The organism is Novipirellula galeiformis (assembly GCF_007860095.1).
GTDB classification, from domain to species: domain Bacteria; phylum Planctomycetota; class Planctomycetia; order Pirellulales; family Pirellulaceae; genus Novipirellula; species Novipirellula galeiformis.
Genome location: NZ_SJPT01000001.1, coordinates 167,595 through 185,608, shown reverse-complemented (window position 1 = coordinate 185,608; position 18,014 = coordinate 167,595). Strand labels below are relative to the sequence as shown.

Genomic DNA, 18,014 nt, shown 5'->3' with positions numbered 1-18,014 from the left:
TTCCTTAAAACTATCTAACCGGATTGCCTCGTTGATGAATCAACTTCCCAATCGTCGCCAATTGTTGACCTTGGCCGCTGCTTCTGGCGCCTCGTTGTTACTCCCCCCTCACGCATCGCACGCAGCGAGTTCCTCTGCGGTACTGAAAGCGGAAAACGCGAGGCCGGGAACACAACAATGGATGTTAAGCAAAACGCGTATCGATCCCGACACGAAGTACCGTTGCCCGTGGATCGAAGGCTACGTTTCCCACGCCAGCATCATGGCCGGTGAGACATTGCAGGTGATGGTCAGCACCGATCCGGTGAGCGAGTTTACGATCGAGTTCTATCGATTGGGATATTACGGGGGTGATGGCGGGCGATTGGTGCACACGACCGAAACACTACAGGGATCGGCACAAGCGATGCCGAAGGTGGGGCTGCGGCGACTACAGAATTGCCAGTGGCCAGCTAGTTTTGAATTGCGTATTCCGGAGGATTGGGTGAGCGGCGTTTACGTCGGCAAGTTGACGGAGTTAAACGAAGGCTTGCAGAGCTATGTGATCTTCATCGTTCGCGATACGCGGGAGTCCGAGCTGGTGTTTCAGTGCAGCGACCATACCTGGCAAGCCTACAACCGCTGGCCCTCGCAATTTTCGCTCTATGACAATGGGAAAAACCCATGGCATTGGGGCAACGAATCTCAAGTCAGCTTCAATCGTCCCTATGGGAAATATAGCCAGATTTCGGATGCCCCGCTTTCGATTGGCTCGGGGGAGTTTTTCTTATGGGAATTCCCCTTCGTGTATTGGCTCGAACGCGAGGGCTATGACGTGACTTACATTTCCAACACCGATTTGCACCGCGACGCCAAACAGCCCCTTCGCGGCGACGGTTTCCTCAGCGTCGGGCATGACGAGTATTGGACGATTGAGATGTTTCGCAATCTACAGGCCGCGATTGCCGAGGGCGTGAGTGTCGGATTCTTCTCCGGAAATGCGGTTTGCGGACGCATCGAATGGGATGACGAGACTCGCTCGCTGCGCCGCGTCGGCGTATTCGGACCGCCCGGAGGGACGCGGGAATTTAGTTCGATGTCGTCGCTCAAGCACGAGCGGCCCTATGCCAATGAACTCATCGGCGCGCACAGCACGGGGCCTGTTACCGGCGGCGCCGATTGGATTTGCAGTAAACCGGACCATTGGTTGTACGCGGGAACGCAGATGAAGCTTGGTGATTCGATTCCAGGCGTCATTGGCTGGGAATGGCATGGAGACCCGGCCGACATACCGGGGTTAGAAATCGTCGCCCGCGGCCCCACTCAAACCGCCCCCGGAGAGCTCAATGGTGGCGAATACACCGCCACGGTCTACCCCGGCCCGAAGAACAACTTCGTCTTCAACGCGGCCACTTGCTGGTGGGCCGACGGGTTGTCCGAGCCGCCTGGGTATGTGCGTCCAAAGGTCTACACCGCGCCACAAGGTCCCGACGCGAGGATACAGCAAATCACTCGCAACGTGCTTAACCGCATGCGGCAAACGTAGCTCGCTGGCTAAATAACGTGGGAATCAAGCCGTAGCTGCGTTCGCAAGAACGCGGTCCCACCGCCTAGTGACACGAGCGACATCAAAATTAGGAATGCTCTAGCCGCTCTATTGAGCATCTCGGTATTGCAGCCCGGCTGTTTCGTGCGGGATCGCAAGCTGCAACTCCCCGCTGCATCCATGTCCTTTACGGCATCGTCCGCTTGCGGAGAGTAGTTGGCCGTTGCTCCAGGCCTCAATCCCAAGCGAACATTGGAACGGATAGCTACCGAGCATCTGGAACTTCTCATCGGTGATGAGCAATTTCTTCGTTTCGCCGTAACAACCGAACCACCATCGACCATGAGCAAACGTCGCCGTCTGGATTCCCATCAACGTATACCCACTGTGGATGACATGCTTCTTTACGAAATTGAACTGGCCGTCGTATTCGTAAACGTAATTCTCGTCGACTCCGGCGGGTAATCCGCCGACGACGAAGAAGTGCCCCTCCCGAAAACTGATACCGCCGGCGCCATGGACGGCCTCTTGGGCCTCGTGCCGAGCCAGTTCCTTGAGCGAATCGGCGTCATAGACGTACACCCATGAATCAGCTTTGCCCGCGGGTTCGTTGAACTTGCCGAGGTTTACTGCGATGTACAGCTTGCCATCGTGAAAGCAGAGGTCGCCATGATGATTTGCAACCGAAATTTGCTTTAGTACCTTGCCGTCGAGATCGGTCTTCACCAACCTCGTCGTAAAACTCCAATAGATCGCAGCATGATCTGCACAGATGCCTTGCAGGTGCTGTGGGTAAGTTCCTTCGCACGTGACTTTGCGCAGATCGCGTTGTTTTTTCAGGCTTAGCAACATGCGGGGATCGTCGGTGTAGAGTCGCTCAACTCCGATTCCGATCAATCTCTCCATCGTCGCTCGGTCATTGACCGTCCAAACGCCCGTTCGGATCCCAGCCGCGGAGATCTTTTGCACCTTCTCGGGCGTGATCCCGCTGTAATGCAGGACGAGCGATTCAAAACCGTGTTGTTTCGCGATACGAATGTCGTCATCGATATTTGTCTCGGGACCTCGATCCCAGAACACCTGGATCTCGGGAGCGAGCCGCTTCACCTCGGACATGAGCTTTAAATTGCCATCGTTGAAACCCACCCAACGCTCGGCGTGCATCTGTTTCACCAAAGCGACCGCGTCGGCCACACAGTCCATCTTGGGCTGAATTGAGACTCGTGTTCGATCTTGTTGCATGACCATCTGGAGCACGTCCTCGAGCAGTGGTATTTTCGCCGCGGGTGTTTCCGTCAACGTCGTGCCCGTGCGTCGGCGGAAATCGGTGGCGACATCCACCGACTTCAATTCATCGTAGCTCGACTCGGTGACGCTGAGGTTCTTGTCGCCGGTTCGCTGGGTGGTCTTATCGTGGATCACGACCAACTTGCCATCATTGCTGCGGAAAATATCGAGTTCGATCCAATCGGCACCCGCTTCGATTGCACTCTCAAAGGCCGCCATCGTATTCTCAGGAAACGCGGCGGAATTGCCCCGATGGGCCGTCACCCCATTGTCCCGAAAGGAGGCGGAGTCGGACGGACGGTCGTCGGCATCGGCAGCCCCGATAAGGGTCCAAGGCAGCACGAGGGCGATGGCGAGCACTTGCCTGACTCTTGTGGATATCAATTGCATATCGCGGCTTCACTTTCGGGGGTGTAAATTCAGATTCGTCAACATTCAAGAAAAGAAGAGGATAGCAAGCAATGGCTTGCCATCGATGCCCGACCACGCTCGGTGTGACGCCGATGCGGCTGGCCTCTCACACTGAAGACACCGGGCGGAGATCGTTCTTTTTCTCGTTATTTGCAGTGTATCGCTCATTCCAGGGACTCCTGGATCCGCTCGTCCAGGGCTGCAGTCTGCACGGATCGTTCATGTGTTTTTCACACACACTTCACGCCGTTGCGGCGAAGCGAACGCGATATCGTTCCTGCGACGACGAGTCCATGCTTGCTGCATTCGCTTCAGAGATCGATCGGCAAGGCCAAACCAACCACAATCGCAGCCCCATCGCTGCGATACGAAGTTGCTTAGGGGACTTAGTTGGCAACGGTACCCTCGGATGCAATCACCGTCTCGCCGGCAAAGGCGTTTCCACTTAGCAAGATGTTCTTGTTGCTGTTGTCGAGCACAATGTCCGGTGAACCGGTCGTCGTGCGAGTGACACGACAGTTCGAAATGGTCGTGTCGGTGGTGTTCTTCAGCACGAAGCCGGAACCGCAATCGCTGAGATTGAGTCCATTTAAAGAGAATCCAGTGCAGCGGTTCAGAATCACAGCTCCGGCATCGGTAGCGAATTGATGGATGGTTGAATTCGAGACGATGCAATCGGCACAGTCTTCGAACACAATCGTTCCCTCACGTTTGAATTGCCGTGGGTTAAATGTGTTCCCCGACACGACAACCCGTTGCGAATTGCGGACGCGTAGGTTGACGGGCTTCGGTGCAAAAAAGTTATTCGCGCTGATAGCGACATCGACTGCGTGGTGGATATCGATATTCGTCGTGGTGTCGCTGAGCACGTTTCCTGAGATGGTCACCGAATCGATCGGATAGATTTTCTTGCCAGCCAAGCGGATATTTGCGCCCCCGGGCGCGACCGTCTTGGTCGCGTCGTCGCCATAGTTCGCCGAGTGCTGAATGGTACATCCGGTGATTGAAATCTCGGCGATCGACTTGGCACGTGTGTCGGGAGTCCCCGAAACATCAATCAGGATATTGGCGGTGTTTGTCGGAGTGTCATCCCCAGGCATGTTGCCTTCGATATCGCAGCCAGAAACTTGCAAGTTTCGCACGTTTCCATCTCGCACGACGATGCCGCCTTGGCGATTGTAGGAGATGTGGGAGGTGCCGACATTGATCTGATGAAGATTTACATCGTCCAGATAAATGCCGACGCCGGAGTTCTCGTAGAGATTGCAATCGGACACCAGGACGTTGCGATTACGGTTGACCAGATGGACTCCGTGGCGACACCAGCGAACGGAAACGTGACTGACGATGGCCCCGACGGTTTGATCCAATTCGATTCCATCGGCCGCTTCATGATTCCCCAGAATCTCGATTCCAGAAACGATCGGCATTCGCTCGTTCCAGGTCGCGGGCTCGAATGACGACGGGGAGGCCGTCCCTTTGTGCGAGCCCACAAAACGCAATGCTGGCCCGGGACCATCCATGACGATCGTCACTCCGCCCACCGCTTTGACGGCAACCCCTTTGTGCTTGGCGAGGTCGAATACAAGTGGCTTCGTGATGCGCAGAATATCGGTGTTTCCCAGCAACAAGTTGCCATCATGCTCATCGATCTTCTTTTGCAAGTCCTCGGTCGCATCCGGCAAGGATTTCAAATGGGGAATTTGATCAAGTGTTCCTGCCGCCAAGCTACCCGACAGAGACAGGAGATGAATCAGGATCAGAATACAGCAAGCTCTCATGGTTTCAGACGCCTCAGGTTGAATTGATGTGGTGGGGTTCCGCGATGGTCGCGATTTCAGTTAATCGATTGAGTGATTTGAACTTGGGGAGGATTCGAGTACTGGTTCCACAATCGATCGGCGATGCTCGCAGCGAGCGAGCCGTCGTGAACGTAGAACCGGTATCGCGACACATAGGGGGTTTCGGGTTGAATGGTGAACGCCCCGAGCGATGCCGGGGTGAAACAGAAGTACGGCATCGTGGGATGCAAACGAACCGGCTGGGGAAAGCGAAAGTTGCTTTTGTGGTCCATGATCAGCGTGCCCGTGGTTTGACCGGCGAGTTGGCCGAACATGTCGACCCAATGAGGTCGCGACTGGTTACCATCCTGCTTTGTTTTGCCTTCGCTGGTCAAGCAGTCAAAGTTACCAAGTTTGTGCCACTGTGCGTTCCCACGGATCGTCATCCCGCCATAGTGAATGGTGTCGATCGAAACGGGTTCCTGCGAAGCACAGGATTGTGTTGAAGTGATGTCGAACTGGAACGCGTCATTGAGTGCGTAGGTGCGTACGTACCAAGTTTCGTTGAGCACGGTTGCCGGTTCATCCGCAGCCGTCAGATCGATGTGACGCAGCCGGACCTTGAAGAAGCCAAACACCGGACCTCCGCCGTAGGCTTCGATCTCGGCATGCTCGATCTTGCCGAGTCCCGCTTTTTGGTCCCAACCGTTGGTTTCGCGGCCTTCAAACGTCATCTTTCGCCATGCCATCATGATCCCGTGTTGGTGCGCGTGATCTGGATTGAAGTCGTCCGTGACGATATGGCCCGAGGGATTGTACAAGGGATGGATGTAGCCGCTGCGGGCGTAGTAGGGTTGTTTGGGATCGGGTGAAGGCACCGTGGCATGGTTGTAGCTGAACACCGTTTTCTTGCCGGCACTTACCGTCACGCGTTTACCGTCGTCGGTGACCGTGACGCGGTCCCGATCGGGTGACGCGGTGGCGGGCGCTAGGCTGTATTGACGAACGGAGCCCGCCTGCAATTTGTCCCGTACAATCCAGACGAGCTTCGCTTGGTCGCCGTGACGGTCGAGTTGAACGGGAACGCGTTTGCCTGAGTCGATCTGTGTGAGGGTAAAATGATCGTGTTCGGCCATCGCCGGCGGCAATGCCATTTCGACGATGGTGTTTTCACAAGCGAAATCGCCTGTGGACAATTCCAGCGTGATCGGCTCGGCGGCAATACTCTCGACCGCAGCGCCGATGGGGACGCAAACCAAACCAAGCAACAAGACGGTGGCCCATCGTGTGCTTTGAAAACGTGGGGTGCGTGTCTTCATAGTGTCCAACCTTTACGATATTCGCGTTGCAGATAGCGGTCGACTTGGTCCGTGTTCGTCGCGGTCATCCGTGCGGAGTCCCATTGGATTTTGCCTCCCACGCGAAAAGCAATGTTTCCTAACAGTACGGTCTCGGTCAGCGGCGCCGCGTAATCAAAGTCGCACAGCGCTTGACCATTCCCCTTACACGCTTCGAACCATTCGCGACGATGGCAGCCAATGGATTCAGGAATCGTCGGCTCAGGACGCGTGAAATCGCGGAACTGATTCTCTGGTAACAGGGCGTGCGTGTCGTAGTCGGCCATTAGCAATCCGTCGTCTCCCACGAACAACACCCCATTCTCCGCTGCGGGCACGCCAAGATCCTGCACCGCTTGCGGACATCCGCGTCCATGGTGCCAGACAACCTCCACAGGCGAACGTGCCTGACGCTGCGGGAACTGCCAATGACATTCGAGCCAAAAGGGAGTTGAATCCGGATGCACTTTGGGGCCGACCGCTTCGACGGCGGTAGGCGCGGAAAGATTCAACGCCCAGAAAACCAAGTCGAGATAATGACAGGCCATGTTGCCGATCGTGCCATTGCCGAAATCCCACCAATAGTGCCAATCATGAGGATGGTATACCGGATGGAAGTTCTGCATCGGAGCGGGACCGACCCACAGATCCCAGTTCAGGTTTTTTGGGATGGGAGTCTTCTCGGTCGGCCGGTCCACCAGATGTTTGAATCGCCGCCAACCGCCGGGGCGTCCGAACCAAACATGCACCTTCCTTACGGCGCCGATCGCACCGGATTGCACCAATTCGACCACGCGTCGGTAATTCGAACCCGCATGGTTTTGTGTTCCCATTTGGCTGACCACATTCTGCTCCGTGGCGACCCGCTGCATCTCACGGACTTCATGAATCGAATGAGCAAGTGGTTTTTCACAATAGCAATGCTTGCCAGCCTTCATTGCCGCCACGGCAATGGTCGCATGAGTATGATTCGGCGTGGTGACGACGACCGCATCGATCTCGGGGCTCATTTTGTCGAGCATGACTCGGAAATCGGCGAACCGTTTGGCTGCGGGGTACTTCGCCCCGAACATCGCGGTTCGTTCGTCATCAACATCACACAACGCAACGATGTTCTGGCTTTGGACCAGTCCTAAGTTGTGTTGCCCCTGATTGCCCAGTCCCACACAGGCGATGTTGAGCTTCTCATTCGGGGACGCACTGAGCGCCGAAGAGGAGGGGCTCGAGAGATAAACTCCGACACCGGTCAACGCCGCGTTACGGAGGAGATCACGACGGTTCAATGAATCCAAAACGTAATGCCTTAATCTGTGGAGGAGCGGAGTGAGTGGGCCACGCAAACGTGTAGCGTGGCGGTGGGGGGCGGTCGTCGCGCATTCGTTGCGAGCGGGACGCCAAAATTGATTCGCATGATTTCAACTGTCCAAACCCAACGCGTGTGCGACGACGGGTGAGCAAATCCCCACGTCATCGCAGACGCGTCTCGACAGGATCCATCGCGAGCGAAGCTGCGATTATTTAGCGACCTCCGCTAACAATTCCAGCAACGTTTTCCGAATCTGAGGTTCGGCATCGATAGCGAGGTAGCTCGATTTGGCACGATAAGTCTCATAGCCCCCCAAGGCGTGTTGCTCAGGTGTCGGCAGGTAGCCGTTGTAGCCATTGGCGAGTTCGATCGTGAAGGTGGGCTTCAGCGGGCTGTGCTTCTTGATCGCCAATCCGGTCTCGACAAACGTTTCACATGGACTGCTCACGATTCCGAGGTCACCAATCCGAATCGCTTGCAACTTGACTTTGACCGTAGCGGGATACTTTGCCATATCCAACGTTTCGTTGGCATAAATCAAGTCCATCTTGCGATAAGGACCGGGGCCAGCCGCCTCGAGCAGTTCTTTCGCGCGAGCCAACTCTTTCTCATCGGGACGGCGGACGCCAAGCTCGATTTCGGTTTCTTGCATCCGCAGCGGGATCCAATCTTCGAATACCGTGCGTTGATACGCCACGCGTGCGGATTCCGCGACGTCGGCCGCCACCAAACGAATTTGTTCAAATGGTTGCTGGCGATCGCTACCTTCGTAAAAGTTGATGTTGTTGATGTCACCACTCGTGCCGTTGGTCATCGCAGCGACGAAAGCAGGACTCGCGTCCTTGGCATCGATCAGTCCAGCGAATTGTCTCGCGAACTCACCAAAATAATCTGCTGATAGTGAATCTCCTGGCACTCCACCGACGTAATGCAACGAATAGTTCGCCCACACCGCGATCGGCCGACCGTCAAGGGCTTTAACCGCCAACACGGGAACCTGGGGATCAACCGGTCCGGCGGGCTGCAACAAAACTTTTTTGTTACGCGGTGGGTTCATGCGAACTTTGTCCGTGCCACGACCAAACGGATCGACGATCTCCGTTCCGGGACGCAAATACCAGCGGCGGTTGTGAACCTGGCGAGGATTGTTGCCGACCGCCCAACCGATGCGTGCGGGTTCGAGTTGTGAGTGAGCTTGGATGATCCCCTCGGCAATGCGTTGCGCAAGGAATTCGATGTAGTCTTCCTGAACCAGGCTCTGAAATGTGGGTGCAGCCGACACGGCGGTGTGCGTATGCGTTGCCGAACAAAGCATGTTGCTGGTGGGGATGCCGGTCGCTTTAGACGCTTGTTGCTTGGCGGCGTCATAAATTTCACGTGGGATCATGCAACTGTCGCACGTCACCAACGCAATCTTTGTCTCGCCATTGTCCAGCACAAGGCAGCGTGCATGTAACGGGTCATGAGCTTGATTCGCCGTCCGGTGCGTCATGCTGCCCGCCGAACTGACCGGGAACTCCGTCGGAGTAATGTCGATCGCAAACGCACCAGCGCGAAGCACCTTGCTCGGCGCATCGGCGGCCGAGACTCCGGTAACCAACAGACTCAGTGAGCCAACGATGGTGAGGGCAAGTCGCAACCCAAATCGTGGGGACAAATTCATGGCTTGATGTTCTCAGGGGGAAGGGAAAGCAGCATTCGCTCGGAGCGATATTGAAGTCGTCCGAGATGCTTGGGGCTGTGGGAGTTCGGCGCCCATCATTGCGATGGATCACCAACGCGGGGCTCGTCTTGGTAGGGGGACCGCACGTGCGGCCTGTGTCTGAAGATGGCTTGATCGGGAGAGGCGGGAAACGCCCCTTAGCAGGAAGCACGGGGGCCACGAATCCCGCCACCATGTTAACGCGTCGGCGTCCGCGTCGCAATAAAATGGAACCGCATCTCAAAAAACGGGGCCGGCCAAGGCAAACACGGTCGTGAAGGCTTCATGTATGATGTCAGCCTGATTCGCGTTGGTATTCTCCTGCATCGGTGGCTTTCGAAGGTCCCGATGTAAATTGCGGACCACACTGCCCCCCCACTCCAATGCGTGAGCAAATGCTCTGCGCTGATCCGTAATTTCGAGAGCGACGACGATGATGGTGACCGCGTTTACTGGATTTTTGACTACGGTGATGCTGGTCGGTGGTTTGAATCAATCGGCCATCGATGAGGTGAAATCTGGGAAACGGACCGAAGCACGCGTTTCTTGGTGGGGCTTTGATCCCGAAGATTCCACCTCCAGTATCCAAGACGCAATCAACTCCGGTGCGAAGCGAGTCATCATCGAAGACATGGGACGCCCGTGGGTCGTGACGCCGCTTTTGGCGGCCAGCGACCAGGAATTGGTGTTCGAAAAAGGTGTCGTGCTGCAGGCGAAAAAAGGAGAATTCAAGGGATCCACTGCTTCGTTGCTAAGCGTTGTCAACAAACGTAATGTGACGATCACCGGTTACGGAGCGACCTTTCGAATGCATCGTGATGATTACGCCAAACCACCTTATACGAAGGCGGAATGGCGGAACACGCTGCAGATCAAGGGCTGTTCCAATGTAAAGGTGTCGGGATTAACCATGGCGGAAAGTGGCGGCGACGGTATCTATTTGGGTGCCGGATCCGCTGGCGTCACGAACAAGAATATCCATATTTTGGACGTGCTCCTCGAAGATCACCACCGTCAAGGAATCAGCATCATTACGGCAGAGAATCTGTTGATCGAAAACACGATCACGCGAAACACCTCGGGCACGGCTCCGATGGCAGGCATTGATTTCGAGCCAAATCATGCCCGCGAAAAACTTGTGAATTGTGTGCTGCGAAACTGCGTCTCCGAGAACAATCAAGGAAGCGGATACCTCTTTTATCTTCCCAACTTGTCAGCGAAATCGGAGCCGATTTCGATTCGTCTTGAGAATTGTGTGGCTCGTGGTTCCAACCGAACCTCGCTTTCCTTCGTTAATGGAGAGGGACGAGGGCAAGGGCCGGTGGCAGGCACGGTTGAGTTCATCGATTGTGATTTCTCGGGCGGGAATGGCCCGGCGGTCAGGTTGAGTCGCAAGCCAACGACGGGAGCAAAAGTATGTTTTGTTCGTTGCCGACTCAAGCCGGACGAAGGAGAGCCAAATGTCCCAACCATCTTGCTGCAATCCGGTGTCGGCGACCAAGGCGACTTCGGTGGGGTGCATTTTGAGGACTGCGTGATCGAGGATCCGCAGCAACGTCCCGTGATCAAGTACCAAGATGCTGCGGGCGACCTGAAGCTCGTCGACGTTAGTGGACGGTTTCGAGTCCGCAGCGGCGAGAAGGAATCGTCCTTAGAGATCACGCCCGATTGGCTAGACAAGTTGCACCCTGGCAATCGGTTCAAGCGGTTCCCTAAATATGAAACCGCGAAGACCGAATTTATTCCGTTAGAAACCAGGGGGAACGTCTCGACGTTTGCGCATCAACCATGGAACCAACGTCGATGGGGGACGCTCGTGTTGTACGCTCAACGCGGCAGCGATGTGAAGTTGACGTTGAGCCATCTGCAGGTGGGAAGCAACAAAGGGCAGCCGATCGTCGTTAAGGCTACTGCGCCCGGAGGCGAAACGCTGAGCGTGGGGGAGGTTCCATTCCAATCCGAAGCGTCGCTGAGTTTTGTCGCGCCGGAAACGGGACTGTATCGAATTCCAATCCAGTGTGGACTGAACAAGTTCCAACTATTGTCCTCGAATGTTCCCGCGTTGTTCGGCGGTGAAAAGGGGCGGATGTGGTTTATTCATTCGCGTGGGGATTTGTACTTCTACGTTCCGGCGGGCACCAAAGCGTTTGGCGTTAAAGTGTTTGGGGAAGGGACGGAATCGGTCGGTGCTGCGATTTTGAATCCAAAGGGGACGAAGGTGTGGGAGAACTCGGCCATCACCGTTCCTGAACAATATGTTGGCGCTCCCGCTTCCGGCGAAGGTGAGATCTGGACGCTGCGAATTTCAAAACCCGCAAGCGGGACAATGGAAGATTATTTTGTGGAGCTGCAGGGAATCCCACCGTGGATCGCAACCGATCCAAGCTCTTTATTGCGGCCGAGCCCATGATGAGTTTTCGGAGTCGATTTCTCATTCAAAACGCCTTGTGGGCGGTGCCAAGTGGGTGGTGATCAGTGACGATCGCTTTGGTTGGTGTCCTAGCGACAGCCGAGAAAAGGTTGAAGGTCGCGGGCAAGGTTTAATCGCGACGCTGTGGAATGCTTTCGCTCGTACCTTTGGAGTCTCAGACCGTTGAGTTCTGGGCTGTTGAGTCCCTGAGCTGTTGAGTCCCTGAGCTGTTGAGTCCCTGAGCTAGGTGTGTGTGTAGGCCGCCGGAGTCGACGGCGTCCATTGGGTTAGCGTTTCGGTCCCAGCGGCGCTAATCTTCCGTGGTCGTGTCTCGGCGGCAGCGGCCAATCGCAATGCTAGCTGCGTGCGAGGATTCCCAAACCCCGGGAGGGCTTTTTGTCGCCGCAGTTTGGCTGCATTGAAAACAAGCGAAGTTGGTTTGGGTATGGCAATTGCACAATTTGCTGTCATGTATTCCCGCCGTTGAATGCGATGAACTGAGACCATCACGGGGCACGGAATCGATCGTGTTGCTATCGAGGAGACATTGATGCCTCGCCCGTTGAGAATCGCTGTGGCTGATGCTGAACCCTTGATGCGTCATTGGTACGAGGGGACGCTTCGCCAACTTGGCCACGACTTAGTGGTGTTGGCCTGCAACGGAAATGAACTGGTGGAGCAGTGTCGATCGAAGAAGCCCGATTTGCTGATTACTGACATTCCAATGCCTGGGATCGATGGTTTGGCGGCGGCGGAGATGCTTCGCGAGGAGGTGCCGATGCCGATCATTCTCGTTTCGGCTCGCCATGACGCCGCAGACATTGACCGGGCATTACAGAACCACGTGCTCGCCTATTTGGCTAAACCGATCAAGCAACCCGATTTGGCCACCGCGATTATCTTGGCAAGCCGGCGGTTTCACGAGTTTCGCATGCTTGAACAGCAAGCCGACAATTTGGCCAAGTCGCTCACCGACCGCAAACTGATTGAACGCGCCAAAGGAATCTTGATGTACCGTGTGGGGCTGAGCGAACCGGACGCTTTTAAACGCTTGCAAAAGATCTCTCAAAACAAGAATCAGAAATTGGCCGACGCAGCGCGGAGCATCATCGCGGCCGAAGAAACTTTTACCGCAGAGTAGGAACACGAAACAGAAAGCCGGAATAGAAATACCCAGTAGCAATACACGCATCGCTTACGCGGTTTGCGGTCGCTTGGATCGAGCCCGTCGTAGCCAACCAAAAATATTCTTCTTGACCCTCGGCAAGCCATCGCTACATTTGAATTACCTGTTGATGAGTGACAGGAAAGACGGGTGATGACCAAGCCTCATTGCAAAATAATCTTTGCGGTGAGGCTTTTTTGTAGCCCCGTTATCGTAGCCCCGTTAAACGAGTTTTCCTTGAAAACTCTCCCACGAATGACACTCGCGTGTGCCCCAAACGCTGATGTGGTTTCGTTGCGGTGATGAGTGCCGTTGGTTTCGCTTCCATTTCAATACGGATCCATTTCCATACGGAGACTAGACGTGATCGAAACGATCGTTGCCCCTACCCGTTCGATTGATATCGCTGCCCTGCGAAACGAGATACCGACTCACCCCAACGATGCTCCTTGCACATCGGCCCGAGATGTGACCAGGATCGCAACCGAGCGATTTCGCACATGTCCCTACTCGGCGATTCGGCAGGTTCAATGTCGATTCCACGAAGGCGTGCTGGTCCTCAGCGGACAAGTGCCCTCGTTCTACATGAAGCAAGTGGCCCAGGAATTGATTCGCAATCTGCAGCCGATTGAACAGATCAGTAACCGTCTAAACGTGCCAAAGTGAGACGGTCGTCCGAATGAAAAATGGGTATCCGAACGACAAAGCGGCGCGAGTGACTCGCTAAGCGATGCATTCTTCGCTGCGGATGCCATCTTTGTCTCGCACCGCTTACTCTCGCAAACCGCTTACTCTCGCAGTCCGTAGCCACAGCGGCACCTCAATCGTCGACACAGCGAGGCAGTAATCGCGGTCTTCACGAAATGGTTTGGCATCGACATCCTTGGCGAGATCACGGTCAGTCGCAGCCAGAATCCGGCCCAGGCAAAACACGTTGCGTTGCGAGTTCCAACGTCTCGATGCCGTATGGCACGTCGCTGGTTTGGAAGCCTTGGGATTGCAAAATTGGTGCGAATTGAGTTCGCCACGCGTCGTCATGTTCGATCAATCGCAATCCAGTGGATCGTTGTTTGCGGGCTCGACCGCTTCCCGAATCTGTGCAGGATGTTCTGGTTTAGCTATGCGGCAGCGTGCGAAATCGCCCCTCAAGTGAAATTTTTGCGCGGAACCGATCGTATCGCAGTCTCCATTTCCAAAAAATATGCCGGTCTAGGTTGAGATCAGGAAATTTGCCTACGATCGGTAGAGGACTGCGTCAAAACGGGATTTATGGCACTCCAATTGCAAGTGAATTTAGGAGGCGGCACGAAACGCCGTTTCTCCCTCTCACCCGTCACTGAAAAGTTGGAAAATGAATGGGTCATTCAAGCTTGCGCGGATTGCTGGGATCGATGTTTTTATCCACTGGACGTTCGCTATTCTGATCGCTTGGTTGATCGGCATTCATGTTTTGCAAGGCAATAGCTTGGTGGTGGCGATCACGGGGATTGGGTTTGTACTCGCCATTTTTGGTTGTGTGGTGCTGCATGAATTTGGTCACGCGTTGACGGCGCGTCATTACGGGATTCGTACGCGCGATATCACCTTGTTGCCGATTGGCGGCGTCGCTCGGCTAGAGCGCATGCCCGAGGATCCCAAACAGGAATTGTTGGTCGCATTGGCCGGGCCCGCTGTCAATGTGGTGATCGCGGCCTTGTTAATGATTCCCGTGTACCTTGGTTCGGGCGTCAGTTCGCTCAGTGATGTGCCACGGCTAGGCAGCGGATTTTTAGAGAAGCTGTTGTACGTGAATATCGTCTTGGTGGTTTTCAATCTGCTGCCGGCATTCCCGATGGATGGCGGTCGCGTGCTGCGTGCGCTACTGGCACAGCGAATGGATTATGTGCGAGCGACGCAAGCGGCTGCGAGCGTTGGCCAAATCATGGCGATTGGCTTTGGCATCCTTGGATTATTTTTCAATCCTTTTCTGCTCTTCATCGCCCTGTTCGTCTACATCGGCGCCCAGCAGGAAGCTCAAATGGCCCAGATGCGTTCGTTGCTAGCGGGCGTGCCGGTCCGTGAGGCGATGGTGACTCAATTTCGGACCGTTGCGTACGACACTCGCTTAGAAGACGTTGTCCAAGAGTTGCTCGAAGGCCAACAGCAAGACTTTCCCGTGGTGAACCAGGGCAAATTCCTTGGAATATTGACACGGAGCGATCTCGTCGCGGCGTTGGCCGAAGGGCGTCAGGACACACTCGTGACATCGATCATGCGCGAGGGATGTGGCACGGTCGATGAACGCGACATGTTGCAAGACACGTTTCTGCGGATGCAGCAAGCGGAGTGCTCGACAATGCCAGTGGTGCGAGACGAGCGTTTGACGGGGATCATCACGCTGGAAAATATCGGCGAGTGGATGATGATCCAATCGGCAATTCGCAAAGGCAAATCACGACAGCATGTCGACAATATCTACCGGCCGTAAAAGGATCGCGGCAGCTCGCAGGCTGACTTCGTTGAAACGAGGTTAAAACGCCGATTTGCGGTTTCAAATGCCACAAATCGGCGGATCGCTTCCCAAGCGAGTTAACGCTTCAAGCGTGTCTGGGCGACGCGTTCGGCTACACCCAAGCAGGTTCCCAGCCTTGACGGTACGGCTTGGTGATGAACTCTTGGGCCTTCGCGTTGTTGGTGATCTTCAGCGACTCGGCGTCCCAATCGAGGTTTTGACCGGGGAAACGAATGCCGATCGTACCCAGCAAAACGGTCTCAGTGAGCGGTCCCGCGTAGTCGAAGTGCGATGTCGTTTCACCGACACCGCGACAAGCGTCAGCCCATTGCGTGTAGTGGTTGACACCTTCAATCACAGGCAACTTATCAGCTGGGAAGTTTGCTTCCGGGTATAGTTTGGGCATCGCGACGTGCGGAATCACGAGCGATCCTTTCTCGCCGATGAGAACGGAACCGGCGCCGGGCAGTTTTTCGTCGGCGGGAATGCCGGTCAAATTCTCACGCGGCGGACGGACACCCGCGCCATCGTACCAAGTGACTCGCAGGGTCGGGCCAACGGTATACTCGGTCCCGGGAAATTCGTAGCGCACGGTGGCTTGATCGGTCCAAGACTCAGGGAACAACTTTGGCGCTGTGGCGGTTAGTTTGTTCGGCGATCCAAGTTTGAGCGATTTGAAAACGGGGTCCAAAATATGGCAACCAAAGTCCCCAAGTTGCCCGGTGCCATAGGCTTGCCAACCGCGCCAGTTGAACGGATGGTACATGCCCGCTTTATAGGCGCGTTCCGCAGCAACGCCTTGCCACAAGTCCCAGTTTACATTCGCTGGCACGGGGTCGTTCCCCTTAGGGGTCGGAATGTGCCGTGGCCACGCCGGGGTTCCGGATTGCCATGAATGAACTTCTTTGACTTTGCCAATCATCCCGGTGTGCACCATGTGTACCGCCGTGCGATAGGCGGAATGCGATTGGATTTGATTGCACATCTGGGTCACCACGTCATATTTGTTGGCCGCAGCCTTCATTTGACGCGCTTCGAAAACCGTGTGCGTAAGCGGTTTTTGGCAAAACACATGTTTGCCCAATTGCATCGCCGCCAACGAAATTGGGGCATGCATGAAGTCGGGTGTGGAGACCATCACGCCTTGGATCTCGTTTGACTTATCAAGCACTTTTCGCCAGTCGTCGTATTGGCGTGCGTCGGAGTACCTTTCTGCAGCGCGGCCCAGATGTCCCGCCGAACTGTCAATATCGCACACGGCAATCACTTGGACTTCGGGGCTGGCCGCCACTCCGACCAAATCGCTCCAGCCTTTGCCACCGGTTCCGACACTGGCGATTCCCAGTCGGCTGTTGGCTCCATAGACGCGTGAATATTGCAGTGCGGGAAGCGAAATCGCGGCACCAGCAATGGATGCAGATTTAATAAACGAACGACGATTCGGTGAGGTTACCAAGGTGATGTTCCGTTTGGGGGTTAGAAGGGAGGGGGTGGTAGGAGGACCCATTCTAACCAAATCAAAACCGGCTGTGCTGGATCACCATTGAATTTGAATCCTTTTACCCGTTCCTTCGTTCATCGCCCCTGAACCTATCGGAAAGGCCGTTCCGGAAAATGAGCTGCGGTTCTCGAAACACCCTCGGCTGACCCGCTTCGACTAAGGGGGGATTACACCGAATGATCCTGATTTATGGACCGAGCATCGGAGCGATATCACGGTCGAAATCACGTTTCGCTGCGGCCAACAGCACGAGCAATGGAATCGCAACGGTCCCCAAGCGGAACGCCCCGATGATCCAGGGTTTCCGATGGCGTAACAGCGGCGTCTCGGACACCCAGCAAAGCAAGGGGGCGAGCATCATCGTCAGGGCAGCCTCGCTGGAGATGCGGCCAAAAAAACGGCCGATAAAGAGGATCCCAAACAACCCTACCACGGCGATACCAATGACGACGGAGGAGCTTGAGTTCAGGGCCGCATCACGACGTTTGGCGATCCAGGCGGCAGCGATGGATGTCGCTACCAGCGATGATGCCAAGGGAATCGCCGCGGCGCCGCCTTTGATGTAACCGGCCACCATCACCGTTACCCCTGCCGATTGGATCGTCATTGCCAAGGCAAGTGGAATCGAAACGCCCGCCGCTCGTGTTGACAACTGGGAAAGCAAGCCCCACACGACACAGAGCAGCACGCCGAGAAGCAGTAAAATCGTGTGAGTTTGCCACCCCGTCCACTCGCTGGACTCACTCAGGTATACCGAACCATGCAACAAAACACGCGGCGCAGCGGCGGCGATGGATAGTCGCATCGCCCAGGCACCCCAGCGTGGAAGACGCCGATGTCCGGCCACCCATTCGATGGCAAGCGTGGCTGGCAAGATGATCGTCAACAACCGATCCAGGCCGCTGAGCGGCGGCCATACGAATCGCAATGAAAGCACGGTAAAGCCGCTCGCAAGACCGGCGCCCACCGCAGCCACACAGACACCATTCAGCCACGTTGCAGGAACGCGTCGAAGACTCGCAATCGCCAGCACGATTAAGGCACTGACGATCGCGGCGGCTCCCATCGCCTTGCAGTACAGTAGCGGCTCGGGCATCC

General features: G+C 55.6%; 13 protein-coding genes. 5 read left to right on the top strand and 8 right to left on the bottom strand.

Annotated features, from left to right (window positions below; genetic code table 11):
* The first annotated feature begins 34 nt into the window (after window positions 1–34).
* On the top strand, window positions 35–1,525 hold the full coding sequence (locus Pla52o_RS00640) for a N,N-dimethylformamidase beta subunit family domain-containing protein (protein ID WP_146592668.1): 1,491 nt from the start codon (window positions 35–37) through the stop codon (window positions 1,523–1,525).
* Between the two features lie 108 nt (window positions 1,526–1,633).
* On the opposite strand, the gene Pla52o_RS00635 is transcribed toward Pla52o_RS00640, so the two are convergent.
* The 5 genes from Pla52o_RS00635 to Pla52o_RS00615 form a co-directional block, all read right to left on the bottom strand.
* On the bottom strand, window positions 1,634–3,172 hold the full coding sequence (locus Pla52o_RS00635) for a glycerophosphodiester phosphodiesterase (RefSeq protein WP_231611989.1): 1,539 nt from the start codon (window positions 3,170–3,172) through the stop codon (window positions 1,634–1,636).
* A gap of 437 nt (window positions 3,173–3,609) precedes the next feature.
* Window positions 3,610–5,004, bottom strand: coding sequence for a right-handed parallel beta-helix repeat-containing protein (locus Pla52o_RS00630; protein ID WP_146592666.1), 1,395 nt, complete (start codon window positions 5,002–5,004; stop codon window positions 3,610–3,612).
* 56 nt (window positions 5,005–5,060) lie between these two features.
* Entirely contained in the window at window positions 5,061–6,323 is a 1,263-nt protein-coding gene (locus tag Pla52o_RS00625; protein ID WP_146592665.1) for a DUF6807 domain-containing protein, read from the bottom strand.
* Window positions 6,320–7,624, bottom strand: a complete 1,305-nt coding sequence (locus tag Pla52o_RS00620; protein ID WP_197168922.1) for a Gfo/Idh/MocA family protein — start codon at window positions 7,622–7,624, stop codon at window positions 6,320–6,322. Before Pla52o_RS00620 ends, Pla52o_RS00625 begins: the two co-directional genes overlap by 4 nt.
* Before the next feature lie 231 nt (window positions 7,625–7,855).
* Window positions 7,856–9,310, bottom strand: coding sequence for a hypothetical protein (locus Pla52o_RS00615; protein WP_146592663.1), 1,455 nt, complete (start codon window positions 9,308–9,310; stop codon window positions 7,856–7,858).
* A gap of 472 nt (window positions 9,311–9,782) precedes the next feature.
* Between Pla52o_RS00615 and Pla52o_RS00610 the strand changes: the two genes are divergently transcribed.
* The 3 genes from Pla52o_RS00610 to Pla52o_RS00600 all read left to right on the top strand — a co-directional run bounded on the left by Pla52o_RS00610 (window position 9,783) and on the right by Pla52o_RS00600 (window position 13,590).
* A complete protein-coding gene (locus Pla52o_RS00610; protein WP_146592662.1) occupies window positions 9,783–11,759 on the top strand; it encodes a right-handed parallel beta-helix repeat-containing protein in 1,977 nt (658 codons plus the stop codon).
* Between the two features lie 574 nt (window positions 11,760–12,333).
* Window positions 12,334–12,900, top strand: coding sequence for an ANTAR domain-containing response regulator (locus Pla52o_RS00605; protein WP_197168921.1), 567 nt, complete (start codon window positions 12,334–12,336; stop codon window positions 12,898–12,900).
* Window positions 12,901–13,287: 387 nt separating this feature from the next.
* On the top strand, window positions 13,288–13,590 hold the full coding sequence (locus tag Pla52o_RS00600) for a BON domain-containing protein (protein ID WP_146592660.1): 303 nt from the start codon (window positions 13,288–13,290) through the stop codon (window positions 13,588–13,590).
* Between the two features lie 105 nt (window positions 13,591–13,695).
* Here the strand turns inward: Pla52o_RS00600 and Pla52o_RS00595 are convergent, their stop codons facing one another.
* Window positions 13,696–13,962 (bottom strand): hypothetical protein, encoded by a 267-nt coding sequence (locus Pla52o_RS00595; protein ID WP_146592659.1) that lies wholly within the window; start codon window positions 13,960–13,962, stop codon window positions 13,696–13,698.
* A 313-nt stretch (window positions 13,963–14,275) separates the two neighbouring features.
* Between Pla52o_RS00595 and Pla52o_RS00590 the strand changes: the two genes are divergently transcribed.
* Window positions 14,276–15,391 (top strand): site-2 protease family protein, encoded by a 1,116-nt coding sequence (locus Pla52o_RS00590; protein WP_146592658.1) that lies wholly within the window; start codon window positions 14,276–14,278, stop codon window positions 15,389–15,391.
* 136 nt (window positions 15,392–15,527) lie between these two features.
* Here the strand turns inward: Pla52o_RS00590 and Pla52o_RS00585 are convergent, their stop codons facing one another.
* Complete coding sequence (locus Pla52o_RS00585; RefSeq protein WP_146592657.1) at window positions 15,528–16,871, bottom strand: Gfo/Idh/MocA family protein; 1,344 nt, start codon at window positions 16,869–16,871, stop codon at window positions 15,528–15,530.
* A gap of 232 nt (window positions 16,872–17,103) precedes the next feature.
* Window positions 17,104–18,012 carry a hypothetical protein gene (locus Pla52o_RS00580; protein WP_146592656.1) on the bottom strand — a complete coding sequence of 303 codons (909 nt, stop codon included), beginning with the start codon at window positions 18,010–18,012 and terminating at the stop codon, window positions 17,104–17,106.
* Window positions 18,013–18,014: the final 2 nt, after the last annotated feature.

Coding starts and splice junctions, on each gene's coding strand:
- Pla52o_RS00590 (WP_146592658.1), top strand. CDS start 14,276: ATGAATGGGTCATTCAAGCTTGCGCGGATTGCTGGGATCGATGTTTTT.
- Pla52o_RS00640 (WP_146592668.1), top strand. CDS start 35: ATGAATCAACTTCCCAATCGTCGCCAATTGTTGACCTTGGCCGCTGCT.
- Pla52o_RS00625 (WP_146592665.1), bottom strand. CDS start 6,323: ATGAAGACACGCACCCCACGTTTTCAAAGCACACGATGGGCCACCGTC.
- Pla52o_RS00595 (WP_146592659.1), bottom strand. CDS start 13,962: ATGACGACGCGTGGCGAACTCAATTCGCACCAATTTTGCAATCCCAAG.
- Pla52o_RS00630 (WP_146592666.1), bottom strand. CDS start 5,004: ATGAGAGCTTGCTGTATTCTGATCCTGATTCATCTCCTGTCTCTGTCG.
- Pla52o_RS00580 (WP_146592656.1), bottom strand. CDS start 18,012: ATGCCCGAGCCGCTACTGTACTGCAAGGCGATGGGAGCCGCCGCGATC.
- Pla52o_RS00615 (WP_146592663.1), bottom strand. CDS start 9,310: ATGAATTTGTCCCCACGATTTGGGTTGCGACTTGCCCTCACCATCGTT.
- Pla52o_RS00610 (WP_146592662.1), top strand. CDS start 9,783: ATGATGGTGACCGCGTTTACTGGATTTTTGACTACGGTGATGCTGGTC.